Origin of the sequence: Streptomyces decoyicus, assembly GCF_019880305.1 — a bacterium.
Classification (GTDB): Bacteria; Actinomycetota; Actinomycetes; order Streptomycetales; family Streptomycetaceae; genus Streptomyces; species Streptomyces decoyicus.
Genome location: NZ_CP082301.1, coordinates 2,826,619 through 2,847,605, shown reverse-complemented (window position 1 = coordinate 2,847,605; position 20,987 = coordinate 2,826,619). Strand labels below are relative to the sequence as shown.

Below are 20,987 nucleotides of genomic sequence, written 5' to 3'. Positions count from 1 at the left end.
CCGCCATGACCAGCAGCGCATCGCACTCCTCGCCCGTCCTCGAGACCGCCCGCCGCGCGCGGGAGGCCGCCGCCGTCCTGGCGCCGCTGCCGCGTACGGCCCGTGACGCAGCGCTGCTCGCCATCGCCGACGCCCTGGTGGCCCAGACCGGCACCATCGTCGCCGCCAACGCGGAGGACACCGCGAAGGCGCGGGCCGCGGGCACCGCCGAGTCGATCGTGGACCGGCTCACCCTGACCCCCGAGCGGATCGCGGCCATCGCCGCCGACGTCCGCCAGGTCGTGGCGCTGCCCGACCCGGTGGGCGAGGTGGTGCGCGGCTCGACCCTGCCCAACGGTCTCGACCTGCGGCAGGTCCGGGTCCCGCTCGGTGTGATCGGAATCATCTACGAGGCCCGGCCCAATGTGACGGTGGACGCCGCGGCCCTGTGCCTGAAGTCCGGCAACGCCGTGCTGCTGCGCGGCTCGTCCTCGGCGTACGCCTCCAACAGCGCCCTGGTGGATGTGCTGCGGGACGCCGTCCAGAGCGCCGGGCTGCCCGCCGACGCGGTGCAGCTGGTGCCCGGCGAGAGCCGCGACTCGGTGCGCGAGCTGATGCGCGCCCGCGGTCTGGTCGATGTGCTGATCCCGCGCGGCGGCGCGTCCCTGATCCGTACGGTCGTCGAGGAGTCCACGGTCCCGGTCATCGAGACCGGCACCGGCAACTGCCACGTCTACGTCGACGAGACCGCCGACCTCGACATGGCCGTCGACATCCTGGTCAATTCCAAGGCCCAGCGGCCCAGCGTCTGCAACGCCGCCGAGACGGTGCTGGTGCACGCCGGGATCGCCGAGAAGTTCCTGCCGCGCGCCCTGGCGGCGCTGACCGAGGCCGGGGTGATCGTGCACGGTGACGCCGCCTGGCAGCAGGCGGGCCCCGGGCTGGTCGCCCCCGCCACCGACGAGGACTGGGCGACGGAGTACCTCTCGTACGACATCGCGGCTGCCGTGGTGCCCGACCTGGACGCGGCGGTGGCGCACATCCGGCGCTGGACCTCCGGCCACACCGAGGCGATCATCACCACCTCGCAGGCCGCCGCCCGCCGTTTCACCCAGTTGGTGGACTCCACCACGGTCGCGGTCAACGCTTCGACCCGTTTCACCGACGGCGGCCAGTTCGGCTTCGGAGCGGAGATCGGGATCTCGACGCAGAAGCTGCACGCCCGTGGCCCCATGGGGCTGCCCGAGCTGACGTCCACCAAGTACATCCTCACGGGCGACGGCCACACCCGCTGAAGCGTCCCCCGGATTCCCCGTTCTCTCTGCCCAAAAGGACCGCCCGGGGCTAACCTGGACGGGTGTCGGACGACGTGGGGGGCAAGCCGTTCCCGGACGGTGAAGAGCCCGACGAGCACCACCACGGGAGCCACGGAAAAGCGGACGAAGAATTCGCCTCCGTGGTCTTCGACGAGGAATTCGTCCGGTCCGCGCAGATTCATGAGCCCTCGGCGGTCGAGCGGATGCTGGCTGCCGCCGAGGCGCGCGCCGAGGCCGAGGCGGCCCGCTCCGGGCCCGGCTTCGGCCCCGAGGGCGACGACCCCGACGATCCCGGCCCCCGCGGCCACCGCCGCGCCCGGGGAGCCGACGACTACGACGGGTACAGCGACTACCCGGAGTACGAGGACGACGGTGAGTACGGCGACTACCCGTACGGCCCCTACGGCCCCTACGGCGGTGCCCTGCGCCCCTACCGCGGCAGCAGCCGCTGGCACCGGCCGGTGGCCTGGGTGCTGGCCGTGGTGATGGGCATCGGGCTGGTCGCGCTGGCCTTCAGCGCCGTCTACCGGGGCTCCTCGGGGCGGACCCAGAACCCGGCACCGGCGCCCACGTCCAGCGGCGTGGACGCCCCCACCACAGCCGGGATGGACAGCGTCCGGACGGCGCGGCCCGGCCTGCCGACGGTGCCGTCGGCGGGGCCCGTGCGCCCGTCGTTCTCGGCCGTGCCCAGGCCGAGCTGACGCCGTGGCGCAGTGCCCGCAAAGCGGGTTCCTGAAACGGAATCGAACCGGTGAACTTGTCCGGCGCCCCGGCGTTTACCTTCGCCCCGGCAGACCTACTCTTGTTGTATGACCGGGCCTGGTGACCCTCCCGAAGGGACGCCCAACGGCGCCCAGGGAGGCGGTGAGGACGAATACCGATCCGTCGTCTTCGACGAATCGTTCGTGCGGGCTGCACGGCTACAGGAATTCTCCGCGGACGAGCGGCTGGGCGAGCATCATTCGCCGGCGGTCAGGACCCGGCATGCGTGGATGCGGCTGGGCGGCTCCCGGCAGGCCGTCTTGCTGGTGCTGCTGATCGTTCTCGCCTTCGGCACCGCCGTCTACATGGGCATACGCCACCCGTACAAAACCCCGGAGACGGCCCGGGCACAGCCGTTGCGCTCCGCGGTGGTGCCGCTCGCGCCGGCCGGGGAGGTGCCGGGCGCCACGCCCGAGGACCTCTTCGCCCACAGCCCCGCGGCCAACTACCGGATCGGCGCCGCGGGCGTGAATCTGCCCGCCGTCACCCGCACCGAGCACTTCTCCGACGGCCAGATCGTCTCGGCCCTGACCGTCGCGAAGGACTACATCGTCCGCTCCTCGCTGGACCCGGACACCCTCACCGGCGGCTCCGTACGGCCGGTGCGCCTGCTGCTCGACACGAGCCAACTCGACCAGTTCGACCGCAGCCTGGCGCACCCCGACGACAACGGCCACGACGCGGCGACCGGTTGGCTGGTCCGCTTCGACCCGAAGCAGACCCGGCTCGCCGACCGGAACGTACGGGTCAACGGCACCCTCTACGCCTCGGAGCTGAGCCCGGACGCGCTCGATGTGACCGCCGACTACACCTTCGTCTATGCCGTACGGCCCGCCCCCGGCGCGCAGGACTCCGCTCGGGCCCAGGACGTCGGCAAGGCCACCCCGGGTGCCGCCTCGCTGGTCACCGTCCGGCGCGAGGTGCACTTCCGGCTGAGCCGCGAGAACCTCACCGACCACCGCCTGGAGGTGCTCCAGAGCAGCCTCCAGGCTGGGCCGCTGGCCTGCTCCTCGAAACCGGCCGACGCGCTGCGCCCGCTGTTCGCGGGACAGCACGCCGGCAAGGACCGGCCTACGGGCACCGACCCCTATGCCAGGGACCGTGCCAACCCCTCACTCTGCGGTGAGCTGGCCCCCTCCGCCCAGCCGAAGCCGCGGCATCCGCTGCGTTAGGAGCCTTCCGGACGGTCGGTTCCGCCGGTTCCGCCGGTGCCGTTGCTGCCGTTGGCGCCGCCCGAGCCGTCGGGACGCGTGCCGCCGCCACGGAAGACCGTGTCGCGCAGCTTGCCGCCCAGGTCGCCCGCGCCGCCGGCGATATCGCGCACCAGACCCATCAGCGGGTCCTTGCTGTTGCGCACCGAGTCGGCGTAGTGCGCCGCGGAGTCCCGGAAGGAGTCGGAGACCGAGGTGTCCTTGTCCTCGTCCCGGCGGGGGTAGTGGCCGTCCATGATCCGCTGGTAGTCGCGGCTCTCCGCCCACTTCTTCAGCTCGGCCGCCCGTACGGTCGTGAACGGGTGGCTGCGCGGCAGCAGGTTGAGGATCTTCAGCACGGAGTCGCGCAGATCGCCGCCCGACTCGTACTCCTCCGCCTGCTTGAGGAAGGCGTCGACATTCATCTCGTGCAGATGATTGCCGCCGGCCAGCTTCATCAGACCGCGCATCGAGGCCTTCAGATCCTGCCCGACCAGCAGCCCGGCGCGGTCCGCGGAGAGTTCCGACTTGCGGAACCACTCGCGCAGTGCCGTCACGATCGCCATGATCGCGACGTTGCCCAGCGGGATCCAGGCGACCTTCATGGCCAGATTCGTCAGGAACAGCAGGATCGTGCGGTAGACGGCGTGCCCGGACAGGGCATGCCCGACCTCATGGCCGATGACCGCCCGCATCTCCTCCTCGTCCAGCAGCTCGACCAGGCCGGTCGTCACCACGATGATCGGCTCGTCCAGGCCGATGCACATGGCATTGGGCTGCGGGTCCTGATTGACGTACATCGGCGGGACCTTCTCCAGGTCCAGGATGTAACAGGCATCGCGCAGCATGTCGTTGAGGTGCGCGAACTGCTGGTCGCCCACCCGCACCGAGTCCGACAGGAACAGCAGCCGAAGGCTGCGCTCCGGCAACAAGCCGCTGAGCGTCTTGAAGACGGTGTCGAACCCGCTCAGCTTGCGCAGCGCCACCAGCGCCGACCGGTCCGCCGGGTGCTCGTACGACCGCGACGAGATACCGGGGAACCGCCGCCGGTCCCGGCTCGGAACGTTCGCGCTGCCGCCTGGGCTCTCCGTCATTGGGGCCTCCCCCTGTTCGACTGCGTGTGTTTCAGACTAGAGGACGCCACCGACAGGCGAATGGATGCTCGGGCGTACGCTGGCGATCGCACCAATGCCCGCACAGGCCCGTACGAATGACCGCACGGGCCCGTACCAGAGGAGCGCACCGTCATGCCGTATCCGAGCGTGCTGCTCGCCGCAGCCCAGGAGACCGCCAGGGACGGCGGACCCGGGTGGATCCTGCGCGCCGTGATCATCGTCGGCGTCGTGGGCGCCGCCCTGCTCGCCTGGTTCCTGCTGCGCGGCTACGGCCAGGACTGACCCCGCGGGCTCCCTCCGGGCGCGTCCGGGGCGGAGTCGCCGTGAGCCCCCGGTGAGACGGCGCTTACGATGTGGTGGAAGTCTCCGCCCGACCCCAGCCCGGATTGGTCCTGCTGACGATGAGCCTGCACTCCACCGCACAGTCCCTGGTTTCCCTCGCCGCCGAACCCGGACACGAGGGCGGTCACGCCAGCCTCAGCCCCTTCGTGACCGGCGGCGGCGCCCTGGTTGTCCTGCTTCTCCTGCTCTGGATCACGACCCGCTTCAACCGGGACCGCTGAGCCCCGGCACCCGGCCCCCGGTATCGCGCGCCGCCCAGTAGGGTCTGCACGCATGGGAGAGCACACAGGGCCCGTGAAGCGGCGACTCGGAGTGATGGGCGGGACGTTCGACCCGATCCATCACGGACACCTGGTCGCCGCCAGCGAGGTGGCCAGCCAGTTCCACCTCGACGAGGTCATCTTCGTGCCCACGGGACAGCCGTGGCAGAAGAGTCACAAGAAGGTGTCCCCGGCCGAGGACCGGTATCTGATGACGGTCATCGCGACCGCGTCGAATCCGCAGTTCTCCGTCAGCCGGATCGATATCGACCGCGGCGGCAAGACGTACACGATAGACACGCTGCGTGATCTGCGTGCGGAGCACCGTGACGCGGATCTGTTCTTCATCACCGGCGCCGATGCGCTCAGCCAGATTCTGACCTGGCACGATGCCGCGGAGCTGGTCTCGCTCGCCCACTTCATCGGGGTGACCAGGCCCGGCCATGTCCTCGCGGACCCCGGGCTGCCCGAGGGGGCGGTGTCCTTGGTCGAGGTGCCGGCGCTGGCCATCTCCTCGAGCGACTGCCGCACGCGTGTCGCCCAGGGGGATCCGGTCTGGTACCTGGTGCCGGACGGTGTGGTGCGCTACATCGACAAAAAAGAGCTGTACCGCAACGACCGCTGACGGGGCTGACGGAAAGGGGCACCGGTGAGCGACCGACAGGACCCGTACGGGCCGCAGGACCCGTATGCCCACGACCCGTATGCCCAGGGGCAGCAGGGGCATACGAGCTACACCTACGACGCCTACGGACAGCCGGTGTACCGCGACGCCGCTCCGTCGTCGTACGAGCAGCACTACGACGCCTACGGGCAGCCCGCCGCCCCGTCCGCCTACGAGGGCTACGACCCCTACGCCGGCCAACAGGGCGGCGGCCAGGCCCCGCAGGCGCAGCAGGGCCACCCGACGTACCAGCAGGGGCAGACGGAGTACGGCTACGACCCGTACGGCGGCGGTCAGGTGCAGGCCCAGCCCGGCTATCCCCAGCAGTACGACCCGTACGCCCAGCCCCAGCAGCAGTCGTCCCAGCAGCAGTCGCAGCAGGAGTGGATCCCGCAGCAGGCCCAGCAGTCCCCGTACGAGCAGGTCTCCTACGCGGAGCAGCCCCGCTACGACGAGCCCGCTCCGCAGCGCCAGGACAGGCAGCCCCGGCCGCCGGCCCAGCGCGCCCCGGCGGACGACGCCGCGCAGCAGGAGGCCGCGAGCGGCTCTCCGGGGCCCTCGGCCGAGGACCCGGAGTACGGCACCGAGCAGTTCTCCTTCATCGAGGAGCCGGACGAGGACTCCGAAGACGTCATCGACTGGCTGAAGTTCACCGAGAGCCGCACCGAGCGGCGCGAGGAGGCCAAGCGGCGCGGCCGCAGCCGGATCGTCGCGCTGTCCGTCGTGCTGGCTCTGCTGGTCGCCGGCGGGATCGGCTACCTGTGGTGGGCGGGCAAGCTGCCCGGTCTGGCGGGCCCCGGCACCGGACCGGCGGCCGCGGCCGGCGGGCAGAAGCGCGACGTCCTCGTCGTCCATCTGCGGGACACCAAGTCCGGGAACAGCTCCACGGCGCTGCTGGTGGACAACGAGACCACCCACAAGGGCACCACCGTCCTCCTGCCCAACAGCCTCATCGTCTCCAAGGACGACGGGACCAGCACCACCCTCGGCAAGTCGGTCAAGGACGACGGCACCGAGCCGACCCGGGACTCCCTCAACAGCCTCCTGGGCGCCGACCTCAAGGCCAGCTGGCGGCTGGACACCCCGTACCTGGAGAACCTCGTCGAGACGGTCGGCGGGGTCACCCTCGACACCGACGCCACCGTCCCCGGCGCCAAGAAGGGCGCCTCCCCGGTCGTCAAGCAGGGCAGCGCCCAGGACCTGAACGGCCAGGCCGCCGTCGCCTACGCCACCTACCAGGCGCCGGGCGAGCCCCAGACCCGGCAGCTCCAGCGGTTCGGCCAGGTCATGCAGGCGACCTTGAAGAAGGTCTCCAGCGACGCCGACGGCGCCACCGCCACCGTGAAGTCGCTGCTCCAGGTGCTCGACCCGCCGCTCACCGAGGGCCAGCTGGGCAGCTCGCTGGCGCAGCGGGCGGAGCTGGCGAAGACCGGCGCGTACGGCACGACCCTGCTGCCCGTGCAGGCGAACGGCACGCTCAGCCCGACCGCCACGGCCGAAGTGGTCAAGAACGTGCTCGGCGGCACGGTCAAGAAGACCGCCCCCGACGCGACCGCCCGGGTAGCGGTCCGCAACGCCACCGGCAACCGGGGCGCCACGAACAAGGCGCAGGTCGCGCTGCTCAACGGCGGCTACAGCTTCGTCGACGACGGCACCGGCAGGGCCGCCGCCGCGTCCCGGATCACCTACGCGGACGCCGCCCAGAAGGCCAAGGCCGCGGAGGTCGCCAAGACGCTGGGCCTGCCCGCGGGCGCGGTCGCGCAGGGCAAGGGCGCGGCGAACGCCGACATCACCGTGGTCCTGGGCCAGGACTACAAGGGCTGACCGGACGCGCCCGGCCCCGCCGACGAGGAACGGCGGGGCCGAGCGGTCCCGAACCCGGCGCTGACCAGCCCGAACGCCGAAACCGACCGGAGTGTTCGAAAACCCAGTCGGGAGTGTCGGTGGTCCGTGAGACCCTTGAGGGGTACTTGACCGCCGATCCGGTCGCCCATGGGGACTGCGGCGCGCGCCGCGGCTCAGCAGTGAGCCAGCTGCCCCGCCGGGCCGGAGAGGCTGCCCTCGACCCGGAAAGCCGCTTGTGACCGCCACGGACCGTTCCATCGAGCTCATCAACGCCGCCGCCCAGGCCGCGGCCGACAAGCTCGCGCACGACATCATCGCGTACGACGTCAGCGACGTCCTCTCGATCACCGACGCCTTCCTGCTGGCCTCGGCGCCCAGCGACCGCCAGGTCAAGTCGATCGTCGACGAGATCGAGGAACGGCTCAACAAGGACCTCGGCGCCAAGCCGGTCCGCCGCGAGGGCGACCGCGAGGCCCGTTGGGTGCTGCTGGACTACGTCGACATCGTGGTGCACGTCCAGCACAGCGAGGAGCGCGTCTTCTACGCGCTCGAGCGCCTGTGGAAGGACTGCCCCGAGATCGACCTCCCCGAGGAGGCCAAGGCCACCCGCGGCAAGGCCGCGGAGCACGCCGACGCCACGGCGGGCGAGCAGGACGGAGAGCTGCTCTGAACGGCACCAAGGGCGGCCGGGGCCGCCGCATCGTCCTCTGGCGCCACGGCCAGACGGCCTGGAATCTGGAGCGCCGCTTCCAGGGGTCGACGGACATCGAGCTGACCGAGGAGGGCCTGGGCCAGGCCCGCCGTGCCGCCCGGCTGCTCGCCGCCCTCGGACCGGACACCATCATCGCCTCCGACCTGCAACGGGCCACGGCGACCGCCGACGAGCTGGCCGCGCTCACCCGGCTCGATGTGACGCACGACGCAGCCCTGCGGGAGACCTACGCGGGCTCGTGGCAGGGCCTGACGCACGACGAGATCCTCGCGCAGTACGGCGAGCAGTACACCGCCTGGAAGCGCGGTGAGCCGGTGCGGCGCGGTGGCGGCGAACTGGAGACCGAGGTCGCCGACCGGGCCGCTCCCGTCGTGCTCAACCACGCCGACAAGCTGCCCGAGAACGGCACCCTGGTCGTCGTCAGCCACGGCGGCACGATCCGTACCACCATCGGCCGGCTGCTCGGCCTGGAGGCCCATCACTGGGAGGGCCTGGGCGGTCTGTCGAACTGCTGCTGGTCCGTGCTGGGCGAGGGCGCGCGCGGCTGGCGCCTGATGGAGCACAACGCCGGCACCCTGCCGGTGCCGGTGCTCGGCGACGACGACTGACCCCGCAGGCGGCCCCGGTCGACCGGATTTCACATCCGGGCAGGTCGCAGGCTAAAGTTCTTCTTGTTCGCGGCGCCGCCGGGGGAAACCCGGAGGAGCGGAACAAGACCCGGGGCTATAGCTCAGTTGGTAGAGCGCCTGCATGGCATGCAGGAGGTCAGGAGTTCAATTCTCCTTAGCTCCACAGCCCGGAAGATCCCGCCTCCAGACGGAGGCGGGATCTCTGCGTTATACGGAATCCCTGACCGGCCGGGGGCGCGATCAGCGCTCCTCGGGCGCGCCGCCGCTGCGCTCCTCTCTCCGCTCCTCTCTCCGCTCCAGCTCCGCGCGGGCCCGGGAGACGGGCCGCAGATGCTCCGGGCAGCCGATCAACGGATCATGGATGCCGCGAACGCCTCCGTCAGCTTCCGGCTCTCCTCGTCGGCAGGGGGGTAGACGACGATCCGGGTCTCCGGGACGCCGCCCACCGCCGGCGACGTCGAGACCAGCCGTATCTCACCGACCGAGGCGCGCTGGATCACCTTCATACGGTTCCCCGGCGGCGAGACACCCCCGGCCTCCGCCAGCCGCGCGAAATCCACGCTGATCCGCGACAGCCGCCCGATCAGCGACTCCCACGCCGGCTCGCCCACATGCCGGCCGTACGAACCGCGCAACTGCGCGACGAGGGCGGGGGGGGGACCGCCGGACCCGCGGCGGACGTTCCTGGCAGGGCTCGCGGTCTTCACCGGGGCTTCGCCGGCCGGTGGACTGGCCGCGGGGGCGGGGCAGTTGATTGCCTTTCGGGCCGTTCAGGGAGCGGGTGCGGCGGTGATGATCCCGCAGGTGCTGGGGATCATCCAGCGCACGTATACGGGGCCGGCGCGGACATGGGCACTCGGTGCGTACACCGCCGTGATGGCCGTCGGGGCACCGGCCGGGCAGATCGCGGGCGGCGCCCTGGTCAGCGCCGATCTCTTCGGTGCGGGCCGGCGGCCGGTGTTCCTGGTGAACGTGCCGATCGGGGCGCTGTTGTGGGCGGCAGGTCCGTGGCTGACCCCCCGGGTCCGGCCGTCCGGTGCGGCGCGTGGGCTGGATCTGCCGGGCCTGGTCCTGCTCGCGGGGCCGCTGGTACTGGTGACGGTGAACGCGCTCCACTACAGCGCACTGCGCACCGGGTTGACGTTCGTCCCCACGGCGCTCGCTTACGGGGTGGTGGGGCTGTGGTGGCGGCGGCTGCCCCGGCGGCTGCATCCCCTCCTGGTCCCGGGCGGGTTCGTGGTGGTGTCCGCGGCGCTGGTGAGGACCGGGCTGGCGTTCAGGGCGGCGGGGCCGGAGACGGCGCCTGGCCGTTCGCCGCGTACGGCGCCGTCGGCGCGGGCCTCGGTTTCGCCCACAGTCCCGATCTTGCCGCCGCGTTGGAGTCCGTAGGTGCGGAGCACGCGGCGGATGCGAGTGGCCTCGTGGTGACCGTCAACCAGGTCGGACTGCTGCTGGGGGCCTCCCTTTTCGGGACACTCTTCCCTAATCGGCTGGAGGAGGCGGGGGTCGGGGCGCCGTCGCGGGCACTATGGGGGAGCATGCTCGCGTCGGCGGGTGCGGCAGCGGTGGACGGGTCGGCCGGGGTGGCGAGAAGGCGGACCTGACCCGGTCCGTGGTCCGTGGCAGAATCGGACGGCGCCGGCAGGGGAGGAGAGATCGCGATGCCCACGAGCATCCTCGAGGAGGTCAATGACCTGCTCGAAGTGGCCGAGGCGCAAGGTTATGACTGGCTGCCGGAATATGCGCTCCGCTTCACCTGCCCGGTTGACGGCCCCCTCCCCTCGGGTAGCGGCAGTGACGGTTCCGCTCCGCAATGCCCCTCCTGCCGCTCCTCCCATGTGGCGCAGGCGCTGGGTGCCAACGGGGGCATTTCCTTCGTTTGTACGGCCTGCGGCCACAGTTGGAGCTGATGGATGGGCGCCCACAGCAGGAAATGTGACTGGTGCGGCAGCGGTACGCCGATCGTCCGTGACATGGAGCCGGTCAACGCCGACTACCAGTACTGGTGCGAGGAATGCGCCCGCGCCCTGGTCATAAAAGGCGACCCCATCGAGACCTACCGTGAGCTCGACGGGGAGCCGATCTACGGGCGGCTGCTGGACGAGCACTGCACGCTGAAGCGTTTCTACTCGTTCGCGACGGCCTGAGCCGGGGCGTGGGCCGGGGGCAGGGTGTGAGCGAGGCCGTGGGGGGTGCCGTGAGTGAGGCTGTCCCCCGCGGACGGGGCGGGGGGAGTCGTCCGCCCGATCCGGCGTCCGTTCTCTCTGCCTGACGCCGACTCAGGCGGCCCTTGGGGCAGTCCGGGACGGTTCCGTCCAGAATCAGGCACTATCGGTCAGGGGCGGGCGGGCTGGAGCGGCTGCGAGCAGTCTCGAGCGATTTCGGTCAGGTGGAACGGTCGTCGAGGTACGCGCCGTTGTGACACATGTGCGAACCTCACCGCTCCACCTCCGCAGCCCCCGGCGGCTCAACCCCGCAGTGCGGGCAGCCGGTTCATGTGGCACTGCCGGTATCGGCAGGCCGGGGCTCGCTGTCCCACTCCGGTCGCCCGCCGGGCCGCCACAGCCGGGCCCCGGCCAGGGCCAGCAGCGCAAGACCGGCGAGCGGATAGGCGTCGGAGAGCAGCATCTGGACGCCGTTCTGGTGCAGTTCCTCGTGGTGGTGCCAGCGATGCGGCACCCACCACAGCGCGAACGAGCAGAACAGCAGGCCCAGTGCGGCCGTGGCAGCCCACCAGCGGCGGGTGGCGGTGCCGCTCCGCCGTAGCGCCTCGGAGCCGAGCAGGATCACCATCGGTACGCACCACACCCAGTGGTGGGACCAGGAGATCGGGCTGACCAGGAGAGCGGTCGCGGCGCAGGCGACGGCCGCCCAGGCGCGCTGCCCGCGCAGCAGCGATCCGGCAGCCAGCGCCAGGCCGAGGGCCGCGACCGGACCGACGACCATGATCCAGACGGTGCCCGGATCGTGGGTGTGCAGCAGCCGGGCGAGGGCGCCGCGCAGCGACTGGTTCGCGGTGATCTCCACCTCACCGACCCGGTCGGCGGCGAAGACGATCTCGGTCCAGAAGCGGTGCGAGTCGCGTGGCAGCGCGAGCGCGGAGAGGAGGGCGGTGGCCAGGAAGGTGGCGGTGGCGACCGCGGCCTGCCGCAGCCAGGGGTTCCAAGCGGCGCGCGCCCCCGCGCGGGAGCGGAGCAGCTGCCCGGCACGGACGGCGCCGGCCACGGCGAGAAATACGGCGAACAGCGCAGGGGTCAGCTTGAGGCCGGCCGCGACACCGATACCGATGCCCGCGAGCCGGTGGGTGTCCTTGCGGGTCAGGTCCCACAGCACGAGCGCGGCGAGCAGAAGGTTGATCTGGCCGTAGCGCAGCGTCGTCCATACCGGCTCGCACCACACCAGCAGCGCCGAGACGGCGAGGGTCGCGGCCGGCCCGGGGAGCCTGTGGGGCCGGCCGGCCAGGCGCAGTGAGAGGTGGACGACGGCGACGAGCAGCACGAGGTTGCCGGCGGTGGCGAGGGTGCGCATCGCGGGGACGCCGAGGAGGGTGAGCGGGGTGAACAGCAGCGCCGCGAAGGGCGGGTAGGTGTTGGGCAGGTGCGCCGAGGTCGCCACCATGTCGTAGAGGGACTCGCCGTTGCGGACGGTGAAGCCCTCGGCGCGGTAGACCATGAGGTCGAGCATCGTCACGTGCGCGAGGCGCTGCACGATCCAGAAGACGGTGAACGAGACCAGGCAGGCGAGGGCCGCCGCGAGGGTCGGATGCCGGTGGACGAGACCCTTGCCGGGGCGGGCGCCGCCGGGCTCGGTGGGCGCTTCCAGCTCCAGCGCGGTCACGGCGTACGGCTCCCCTGGACGAATCGGACACGGATCGCCGACAGTACCGCGCGTCGCGCCGAGGGGCCCCGGGCGGAACGATTTGGCAGAAGCCGGGGAGGTCCGTGTAATGTAGGCGATGCCGCAGCGGGGAACCGGGCGGGAACAGAATACGGGGCTATAGCTCAGTTGGTAGAGCGCCTGCATGGCATGCAGGAGGTCAGGAGTTCAATTCTCCTTAGCTCCACAGTGAACAGAGCGGGTCGTCCGATGCGGACGGCCCGCTCTGTTGTGCATGTGCGGGGCCAGGGGCGCCCTGGCCGTTCGTGCCCGGCGGGGTTCGTCCGGGTTGCGCTGATTTCCGGTCAGTGAGCCGTCCGTTATGACGAGTTGAGTGTTCGCTCCATGCCCATTCCTGGTCAGTGCTTGCCATTCCTTGGTCTCTTCTTGGTGCTCGCATGTCCCTGACATGAACAGTTCACCGAAAGAGTGACGCATCGCGCGAGCGTCACATCCCGCGCATACACCGCTCGTGCGGTGCCGCGCGCCTGCGCACCGGCGCGATGCGGCACCCCGCGGCGCACCGCATCGCCACAGCAGGGGGTTACATGAGAGCAAGCCGCACCAGATCACTGCGCGCCCGTGCCGGGCTGGCCTGGGCAGCGACGCTGCCGCTGGTCGCCGGTGCGCTCGCGCTCGGCGCACCCGCCGCCGACGCCGCGGGCCACGACGGCGGTCGGCACGCGCTGGCGGGCACCAAGCCGCTGTGGGCCACCCGGCAGGCCGACCAGGGCGCCACCTCCGCTTCCGCGGCCGTCACCGCCCGCGTCTACCTGGCCGGCCGTGACGTCAAGGGGCTCGCGGACTACGCCCGGACCGTGTCCGACCCGCACTCCGCCGCGTACGGGAAGTACCTGAGCCCCGCCCAGGTGCGCGCCCGTTACGGTGCCACGCGCGACCAGATAGCCAAGGTGACCGGCTGGCTGAAGGAATCCGGCCTGACGGTCACCGGCACCGCCAACCGGTATGTGACGGTCACGGGCGACGTGGCCGCCGCCGAGCGCGCCTTCGCCACCGACCTGCACAACTACCGCAAGAGCGGCCACACGTACCACGCCCCGTCGACCACCGCCTCCGCGCCCGCCTCGCTGGCCGGTGCGGTGCTGACGGTCACCGGCCTGAACAACGCGCCGCGGCCGGCCAAGCACCACTCCGGCGAACTGCCGCCGCCGGAAGGGGTCTTCCGCAACTCCGGCCCGTTCTCCTCGTACTACGGCTCCAGGACGGACAAGAAGCTGCCGTCCGCCTACGGGGGCAAGGCGCCGTACGCGATCAAGGGCTACACCGGCAAGCAGCTGCGCGCCGCCTACGGGGCGAAGAAGTGGACCGGCAAGAACGTCACCGTCGCGATCACCGACGCCTACGCCTCGCCGACCATCGCCCAGGACGCCGGCAAGTACGCCGCCCGCAACGGTGACCCCCGCTACCGCCGCGGCCAGCTCTCCCAGGTGCTGCCCGCGGACTACACCCACATCGAGGAGTGCGGCGCGGCCGGCTGGTACGGCGAGGAGACCCTGGACGTCGAGGCCGTCCACGCGGTCGCCCCCGACTCCGACATCGTCTACGTCGGCGGCGCCTCCTGCATGGACGACGACCTGCTCGACTCGCTCGGCAAGATCGTCGACGGGCACCTCGCCGACATCGTCTCCAACTCCTGGGGCGACATCGAGGCGAACGAGACCCCGGACGTGGCCGCCGCCTACGACCAGCTCTTCCAGCAGGGCGCGGTGCAGGGCATCGGCTTCTACTTCTCCTCCGGCGACAACGGTGACGAGGTCGCCAACACCGGCACCAAGCAGGTCGACACCCCGGCGAACTCCGCCTGGGTGACCGCGGTCGGCGGTACCTCCCTGGCCGTCGGCAAGCACGACGCCTACCAGTGGGAGACCGGCTGGGGCACCCTGAAGGCGGCGCTTTCCAAGGACGGCAACGACTGGACCGGATTCCCCGGCGCCTTCAACGGCGGCGCAGGCGGCGGCACCAGCAAGACCGTCGGGCAGCCCTTCTACCAGCGCGGCATCGTGCCGGACGGGCTCGCGAAGGCGAACGGCGGCGGCGCGATGCGCACCGTCCCGGACATCGCCGCGGTCGCCGACCCCAACACCGGCTTCCTGGTCGGCCAGACCCAGACCCTCCCGGACGGGAAGCTCGGCTATGACGAGTACCGCATCGGCGGCACCTCGCTGGCCGCGCCGGTGATCGCGGGCGTCCAGGCGCTCGCCCAGCAGGCCCGGCACGGCGTCGCCATCGGCTTCGCCAACCCCGGCATCTACCAGCGCTACGGCACCGCCGCCTACCACGACGTCACCGACCACCCGCTGGGTGCCGGCCGTGACCTGGCGGTCGTCCGCGTCGACTACGTCAACGGCGCCGACGCCGGCGAGGGCACCACGACCTCGCTGCGCAGCCTGGGCAAGGACAGCTCCCTGCATGCGGGCGTCGGCTATGACGACGTCACGGGCGTGGGCTCGCCGGGCGCCGGATATGTCAGCTCCTACCGCCCCTGACACCGGGGCGCGGCACCGCCTCCCCGCACCGCCCGTGGCCCCGTTGGAGCGGCGGTAGGGGCAAGGGGTAACGGGGGCGGGGCCCGTGTTGGGGGAATCCTCAGCGCGGGCCCCGTACGCCCTGCGGTACCCTGACGCCATGCGTGCCGTACGCCTTCTGCTTAGCGGGCCGCGCTGATCAGTACCGACGGATGACAGAACCCGTCGGAATCGGCGCGGCGTCCCCTCCTGTGCGAGGGGTCTTTTTGTTTCCGGCGTGCCGGGGATTTTGGCGCGTTTCCGCAGGCAGAGACGATCGATGGAGCTTTGAGGACGATGAGCGAGACGACTAACGCTGCCGAGACGGCAGCGCCGCACCGCTATACGGCCGCGCTGGCCGCCGACATCGAGGCGCGCTGGCAGGACTTCTGGGAGACCGACGGGACCTACGAGGCCCCGAACCCCAAGGGGGAGCTGGCCGGCGACGCCGAGCTGGTGGCCCGCCCCAAGAAGTTCATCATGGACATGTTCCCCTACCCGTCGGGTGCCGGTCTGCACGTCGGCCACCCGCTGGGCTTCATCGCCACCGACGTGTACGCCCGCCACCAGCGCATGACGGGCCACAACGTCCTGCACACCCTGGGCTTCGACGCCTTCGGCCTGCCCGCCGAGCAGTACGCGGTGCAGACCGGCACCCACCCGCGGGTCTCCACCGAGGCCAACATCGTGAACATGCGGCGCCAGCTGCGCCGCCTGGGCCTGGGCCACGACCAGCGCCGCTCGGTCGAGACGATCGACCCGGCGTACTACAAGTGGACCCAGTGGATCTTCCTGCAGATCTTCAACTCCTGGTACGACCCGGAGGCGGACGCGGCCCGCCCGATCGACACCCTGGTCGCCCAGTTCGAGGCCGGCACCCGCCAGACCCCCGACGGCCGGCCCTGGGCCGGGCTGAGCCCCCTGGAGCGGGCCAACGTCCTGGGCGAGTACCGCCTGGCGTACGCCTCGGACGCGCCGGTCAACTGGTGCCCCGGCCTGGGCACGGTGCTGGCCAACGAGGAGGTCACCGCCGACGGCCGTTCCGAGCGCGGCAACTACCCGGTCTTCAAGGCCAAGCTGCGCCAGTGGAACATGCGCATCACCGCCTACGCCGACCGGCTGCTGAACGACCTGGACGCGCTGGACTGGCCGGAGGCCATCAAGCTCCAGCAGCGCAACTGGATCGGCCGCTCCGAGGGCGCCCGGGTCGACTTCCCGGTGGGTGACGACAAGATCACCGTCTTCACCACCCGCCAGGACACCCTGTTCGGCGCGACGTACATGGTGCTGGCGCCCGAGCACCCGCTGGTCGCCGGCTCCGACAACGGCTCCGGCACCGGCACCGGCTCCATCGTTCCGGACGCCTGGCCCGAGGGCACCCACGACGTCTGGACCGGCGGACACGCCACCCCGGCCGACGCCGTCGCCGCGTACCGCAAGCAGGCCGCGTCCAAGTCGGACGTCGAGCGGCAGGCCGAGGCCAAGGACAAGACCGGCGTCTTCACCGGCGCCTTCGCGACCAACCCGGTCAGCGGCGAGCAGGTCCCGGTCTTCATCGCCGACTACGTCCTGATGGGCTACGGCACCGGCGCGATCATGGCCGTCCCCGCCCACGACAGCCGCGACTTCGCCTTCGCCCGCGCCTTCGAGCTGCCGATGCGCTGTGTCGTCGAGCCGTCGGACGACCGCGGCACCGACCCCTCGACCTGGGACGACGCCTTCGCCTCGTACGACGCCAAGATCGTCAACTCGTCCGGTGCGACGATCTCGCTGGACGGCCTGGGCGTCGAAGAGGCCAAGGCGAAGATCACCGCCTGGCTGGCCGGCCAGGGCATCGGCGAGGGCACCGTCAACTTCCGGCTGCGCGACTGGCTGTTCAGCCGGCAGCGCTACTGGGGCGAGCCGTTCCCGATCGTCTACGACGAGGACGGTGTGGCGCACGCGCTGCCCGAGTCGATGCTGCCGCTGGAGCTGCCCGAGGTCGAGGACTACTCCCCGCGCACCTTCGACCCGGACGACGCCGACACCCAGCCGGAGACCCCGCTGTCCCGCAACGAGGACTGGGTCCATGTCGACCTGGACCTGGGCGACGGCAACGGCATCAAGCGCTACCGGCGCGAGACCAACACCATGCCCAACTGGGCGGGTTCGTGCTGGTACGAGATGCGCTATCTGGACCCCGGCAACGCCGACGCGCTGGTCGCCCCGGAGATCGAGCAGTACTGGATGGGGCCGCGCGACGGCCGGCCGGCCGGCGGCGTCGACCTGTACGTGGGCGGCGCGGAGCACGCCGTACTGCACCTGCTGTACGCCCGCTTCTGGTCCAAGGTGCTGCACGACCTGGGGCATGTCTCGTCCTCCGAGCCGTTCCACAAGCTGTACAACCAGGGCATGATCCAGGCCTTCGTCTACCGGGACAGCCGCGGCATCGCCGTGCCGGCCGCCGAGGTCGAGGAGCGCGACGGCGGCTACTACTACCAGGGCGAGAAGGTCAGCCGTGTCCTGGGCAAGATGGGCAAGTCCCTGAAGAACGCCGTCACCCCCGACGAGATCTGCGCCGAGTACGGCGCGGACACCCTGCGCCTGTACGAGATGGCGATGGGCCCGCTGGACGTGTCGCGGCCGTGGGACACCCGGGCCGTCGTCGGCCAGTACCGCCTGCTGCAGCGCCTGTGGCGCAATGTCGTCGACGAGGCGACCGGCGAGGTCACCGTCGTCGACACCGAGCCGGACGAGGACACCCTGCGGGCCCTGCACAAGGCGATCGACGGCGTCACCCAGGACATGGCGAACCTGCGGTTCAACACCGCCATCGCCAAGGTCACCGAGCTGAACAACCACCTGACCAAGGCGGGCGGCCGGGTCCCGCGCACCGTCGCGGAGCAGCTGGTACTGCTGGTCGCCCCGCTGGCTCCGCACATCGCCGAGGAGCTGTGGCGCAAGCTGGGCCACACCGGCACCGTGGTGCACGCGGACTTCCCGGCCGCCGACCCGGCGTATGTCGTCGACGAGACCGTGACCTGCGTCGTGCAGATCAAGGGCAAGGTCAAGGCACGCCTGGAGGTCGCCCCGTCGATCTCCGAGGCGGACCTGGAGGCGGCGGCACTGGCCGAGCCCGCCGTGGTCGCGGCGCTGAACGGCGCGGGCATCCGGAAGGTCATCGTCCGAGCGCCGAAGCTGGTGAACATCGTCCCGGCGTAGGCCGCCGTCGGGCGCCCGGGGACGGTCCCGGGCGCCCGAGGACGAGGTTCGGGCGCCCGGGGTCGAGGTTTCGGGCACCGCGGCGCTCCGCGTGGCCGGTGACCGCGCGCCGGTGGAATTGCAGCGCCGCGGCCGCTTTGCGGGCCGCCGCATTTCCGGACGTGCGGCCTCGGGAGCGTGGCCTCGGGCGCGCGGATGGGTGCTTCACGGGTGCCATGGGTGTTTTCCCCTACGGGCAGGTTGGGGGTTCGTCCGGAACCCGTGACCGGCCCTGGCCGTTTACCGTGGAGGTACAGGGGCGCGGGCGAGGAACCGGCGCCGCCGAGACGTCTGGGGAGAGCCCATGGAAGCTGCTGTTGCCGTCTTCGGGCTGCTCTTTGTGCTGTTCGTCCTGGCAGGGGTGTTCGTCACGGTCAAGGCCGTGAAGGCGGCCAAGGCCGGTGTGGACCGGACGGTCGCCCAGGCCCGCAGAACCGTCGAGGACACCACCCTCCGGGCCCGGCAGTTCGCCCAGCCCGGTGTGGTCGGCGAGCTGGCACAGCTGCGCCTCTCGCTGCGCACGTCCATGCGCGCCACCCAGGAGGCGCTCCACAGCGGTTCCTCGGAGGATGCCTCCCTCAGCGAGGCGATCGGGCTCTTCGAGCGTCTGAGCGTCCATGGCCATGAGCTCGACGATGAACTCAAGCGGCTCGAACGTGAGCCTGACCGGGCCACGATCGCCGCCCGGCTCCCGGAGTTCCGCGAGCGTCTGGAGCGGATCACGCACTCCGCGGAGTCGCTGCGCTGGGCCGCGCGCGACCGCGCCCGCAAGTTCGCGGACGACGATCTTGCCTCGCTGAGCGACCAGATCGATGTGGAGTCCGGGGCGCTGCGTCACTGGACCCGGGCCGAGGGTTCCGCGGACCCGCTGCGGGAGCCCGTACAGGAGCGCCGCCCGGGGCAGGGCCAGAGGGCGGGCCAGGCTTCGGCCGGCAGCGACCACTCCTGGGGCCCGCACGCCGAGGACCCGCCGGCGATCACCGCCCAGGACCCGCGCACCCAGCCGTCCTACCCGTGGCAGAAGGCACCGCGGACGGAGGAAACGACGACGTGAGGCTGTGAGCCCGCAAGACACCGGCGGGTGCGAGGGGTGGGGTGGGGGCGGGGCGGGGCCCGGGGGAGAAGGCGGTGAAGCCGGGAGCGGCGGGCATCGGCGAACCTGCGAGGATCTGAGGGCCGCGACAGCCGCATCTTCCGGGGCTCTTGGCAGAGCCTTGGTGAAACCTGGAAGATCTTGGGGAGGGGCCCGCACTGTGCGGCGTCGGGATCCCCGGATAACCTCCCAGTCATGTCCCGCCATGTCGCGATCGTCACCGATTCCACGGCCTACTTGCCGCGGACGGCTGTCGAGCGTCACCGCATCACGGCCGTTCCGCTGACCGTCGTCCTGGGGGACCGGGCCCTGGAAGAGGGCACCGAGATCTCCGCGAGATCCGTCGCCCAGGCGCTCCAGAAGCGACGGCCCGTGACGACCTCCCGTCCCAGCCCCACGGTGTTCGCGGACACGTACCGCAAGGTCGCGGCGGCCGGCGCGGGCGGCATCGTCTCGCTCCATCTCTCCTCGGAGATCTCCGGCACCTACGACGCGGCGGTGCTGGCGGCCAGGGAAGCGCCGGTACCCGTACACGTCGTGGACACCGGGATGGTCGCAATGGCTCTCGGCTTCTGCGCCCTCGCCGCCGCGGAGACGGCTGAGGCGGGCGGGGACATCGACGAGGCGGTCGCCGCCGCGGAGAAGCGCGCCGCGGGCACCTCCGCCTACTTCTACGTCGACACCCTCGACTATCTGCGCCGGGGCGGCCGTATCGGCACGGCGCAGGCGCTGCTCGGCTCCGCGCTCGCCGTCAAACCGCTCCTTCAACTGGCCGACGGGCGGATCGAGCTGCTGGAGAAGGTCCGTACGGCGTCCAAGGCCATCGCACGGCTCGAGGAGATCGCCGTGGAGCGGGCGGGCGGGGGCCAGGTGGACATCGCGGTCCACCACCTCGACGCGGCGGAGCGTGCGGAGGCCCTGGCCCAGCGGCTCCGGGAGCGGGTACCGGGGCTCAACGAGCTCCATGTGAGCGAGGTCGGCGCGGTGATCGGCGCGCACACGGGCCCGGGGCTGCTGGGGGCTGTGGTGTCGCCGCGGTGAGAGCGGCGGTGGGATTGCCCTGTGGGTGACGGAGTTATCCACAACTGGGGCGCTATCCACCGGATTTGTGGCATCTCGGCGAGATCTGCGCGAGGTGCTTAGCGTCGATCGGTATGAACTCCTCTCGATCCGCGTGGGTGGCCTCGCCGGCCTGGTCGACGGTTTCCGGTCCGTCAGGTGCGTCGGCCTTGTCCGCCCCGCCGCCTTCGTCGTTCTCCTCCAACTGGTCGGCTGCGTCGGCTTCTTCGGCTACCGCGGCTTCTTCGGCTTCTTGGGCTTCGCCCGCTGCGTCGGTGCTCTCCGCTCCCGTTGGTCCCTTGGCTCCTGCCCGTGCGTCGGAGCGGCGGGAGGGGGAGCGTGAACGGGTGCGGGCCCGGGTTGCGGCGATCTTCGGCGAT

Annotated in this window: 19 protein-coding genes and 2 tRNA genes; 18 read left to right on the top strand and 3 right to left on the bottom strand. The window is 71.4% G+C overall.

Annotated elements, in window-relative coordinates; genetic code table 11:
• Window positions 1-5: 5 nt before the first annotated feature.
• The 3 genes from K7C20_RS12570 to K7C20_RS12560 all read left to right on the top strand — a co-directional run bounded on the left by K7C20_RS12570 (window position 6) and on the right by K7C20_RS12560 (window position 3,229).
• Complete coding sequence (locus K7C20_RS12570) at window positions 6-1,274, top strand: glutamate-5-semialdehyde dehydrogenase (RefSeq protein WP_030082032.1); 1,269 nt, start codon at window positions 6-8, stop codon at window positions 1,272-1,274.
• 62 nt (window positions 1,275-1,336) lie between these two features.
• Complete coding sequence (locus K7C20_RS12565; RefSeq protein ID WP_053208769.1) at window positions 1,337-1,996, top strand: SCO2584 family spore wall biosynthesis protein; 660 nt, start codon at window positions 1,337-1,339, stop codon at window positions 1,994-1,996.
• Between the two features lie 108 nt (window positions 1,997-2,104).
• Entirely contained in the window at window positions 2,105-3,229 is a 1,125-nt protein-coding gene (locus tag K7C20_RS12560) for an SCO2583 family membrane protein (protein WP_030082027.1), read from the top strand.
• Here K7C20_RS12560 and K7C20_RS12555 read toward each other — a convergent pair.
• Window positions 3,226-4,341 carry a M48 family metallopeptidase gene (locus K7C20_RS12555; RefSeq protein ID WP_030082026.1) on the bottom strand — a complete coding sequence of 372 codons (1,116 nt, stop codon included), beginning with the start codon at window positions 4,339-4,341 and terminating at the stop codon, window positions 3,226-3,228. The genes K7C20_RS12560 and K7C20_RS12555 overlap by 4 nt on opposite strands.
• 153 nt (window positions 4,342-4,494) lie before the next feature.
• Here K7C20_RS12555 and K7C20_RS12550 point away from each other — a divergent pair, with 153 nt between their 5' ends.
• The 7 genes from K7C20_RS12550 (at window position 4,495) to K7C20_RS12520 (ending at window position 8,977) form a co-directional block, all read left to right on the top strand.
• Window positions 4,495-4,644: a hypothetical protein gene (locus K7C20_RS12550; protein ID WP_167352495.1), complete on the top strand. Its 150-nt coding sequence runs from the start codon at window positions 4,495-4,497 to the stop codon at window positions 4,642-4,644.
• 119 nt (window positions 4,645-4,763) lie between these two features.
• Window positions 4,764-4,925: a hypothetical protein gene (locus K7C20_RS12545; RefSeq protein ID WP_030082024.1), complete on the top strand. Its 162-nt coding sequence runs from the start codon at window positions 4,764-4,766 to the stop codon at window positions 4,923-4,925.
• Between the two features lie 52 nt (window positions 4,926-4,977).
• A complete protein-coding gene (gene nadD, locus K7C20_RS12540) occupies window positions 4,978-5,589 on the top strand; it encodes a nicotinate-nucleotide adenylyltransferase (RefSeq protein ID WP_048829510.1) in 612 nt (203 codons plus the stop codon).
• Window positions 5,590-5,613: 24 nt separating this feature from the next.
• Window positions 5,614-7,452 (top strand): LCP family protein, encoded by a 1,839-nt coding sequence (locus tag K7C20_RS12535; RefSeq protein ID WP_030082020.1) that lies wholly within the window; start codon window positions 5,614-5,616, stop codon window positions 7,450-7,452.
• 256 nt (window positions 7,453-7,708) lie between these two features.
• Window positions 7,709-8,143 (top strand): ribosome silencing factor, encoded by a 435-nt coding sequence (gene rsfS, locus K7C20_RS12530; protein WP_030082018.1) that lies wholly within the window; start codon window positions 7,709-7,711, stop codon window positions 8,141-8,143.
• Complete coding sequence (locus K7C20_RS12525) at window positions 8,140-8,793, top strand: histidine phosphatase family protein (protein ID WP_030082016.1); 654 nt, start codon at window positions 8,140-8,142, stop codon at window positions 8,791-8,793. The genes rsfS and K7C20_RS12525 overlap by 4 nt, the downstream gene beginning before the upstream one ends.
• A 111-nt stretch (window positions 8,794-8,904) precedes the next feature.
• Window positions 8,905-8,977, top strand: a tRNA-Ala gene (locus K7C20_RS12520).
• Window positions 8,978-9,161: 184 nt separating this feature from the next.
• Here K7C20_RS12520 and K7C20_RS38180 read toward each other — a convergent pair.
• Entirely contained in the window at window positions 9,162-9,425 is a 264-nt protein-coding gene (locus K7C20_RS38180) for an MmyB family transcriptional regulator (RefSeq protein WP_150127171.1), read from the bottom strand.
• A 178-nt stretch (window positions 9,426-9,603) separates the two neighbouring features.
• Between K7C20_RS38180 and K7C20_RS12510 the strand changes: the two genes are divergently transcribed.
• The 3 genes from K7C20_RS12510 to K7C20_RS12500 all read left to right on the top strand — a co-directional run bounded on the left by K7C20_RS12510 (window position 9,604) and on the right by K7C20_RS12500 (window position 10,961).
• The gene (locus K7C20_RS12510) at window positions 9,604-10,203 is read left to right on the top strand and encodes an MFS transporter (RefSeq protein ID WP_048829509.1); all 600 of its coding nucleotides are present in this window, start codon (window positions 9,604-9,606) and stop codon (window positions 10,201-10,203) included.
• Window positions 10,204-10,475: 272 nt separating this feature from the next.
• Window positions 10,476-10,724, top strand: a complete 249-nt coding sequence (locus K7C20_RS12505; RefSeq protein WP_030082011.1) for a hypothetical protein — start codon at window positions 10,476-10,478, stop codon at window positions 10,722-10,724.
• A 3-nt stretch (window positions 10,725-10,727) separates the two neighbouring features.
• On the top strand, window positions 10,728-10,961 hold the full coding sequence (locus tag K7C20_RS12500; protein WP_004571982.1) for a hypothetical protein: 234 nt from the start codon (window positions 10,728-10,730) through the stop codon (window positions 10,959-10,961).
• 346 nt (window positions 10,962-11,307) lie between these two features.
• Here K7C20_RS12500 and K7C20_RS12495 read toward each other — a convergent pair whose 3' ends face one another.
• Window positions 11,308-12,651 (bottom strand): glycosyltransferase 87 family protein, encoded by a 1,344-nt coding sequence (locus K7C20_RS12495; protein ID WP_053208767.1) that lies wholly within the window; start codon window positions 12,649-12,651, stop codon window positions 11,308-11,310.
• 153 nt (window positions 12,652-12,804) lie between these two features.
• Here K7C20_RS12495 and K7C20_RS12490 point away from each other — a divergent pair.
• The 5 genes from K7C20_RS12490 (at window position 12,805) to K7C20_RS12470 (ending at window position 20,589) form a co-directional block, all read left to right on the top strand.
• A tRNA-Ala gene (locus K7C20_RS12490) sits at window positions 12,805-12,877 on the top strand.
• 361 nt (window positions 12,878-13,238) lie between these two features.
• The gene (locus K7C20_RS12485; RefSeq protein ID WP_053208766.1) at window positions 13,239-15,197 is read left to right on the top strand and encodes a S53 family peptidase; all 1,959 of its coding nucleotides are present in this window, start codon (window positions 13,239-13,241) and stop codon (window positions 15,195-15,197) included.
• A 315-nt stretch (window positions 15,198-15,512) separates the two neighbouring features.
• Window positions 15,513-18,416, top strand: coding sequence for a leucine--tRNA ligase (locus K7C20_RS12480; protein ID WP_030082003.1), 2,904 nt, complete (start codon window positions 15,513-15,515; stop codon window positions 18,414-18,416).
• A 343-nt stretch (window positions 18,417-18,759) separates the two neighbouring features.
• Entirely contained in the window at window positions 18,760-19,509 is a 750-nt protein-coding gene (locus K7C20_RS12475; protein WP_030082001.1) for a hypothetical protein, read from the top strand.
• A gap of 234 nt (window positions 19,510-19,743) precedes the next feature.
• Window positions 19,744-20,589 (top strand): DegV family protein, encoded by an 846-nt coding sequence (locus K7C20_RS12470; protein WP_030082000.1) that lies wholly within the window; start codon window positions 19,744-19,746, stop codon window positions 20,587-20,589.
• The last annotated feature ends 398 nt before the right edge of the window (window positions 20,590-20,987 follow it).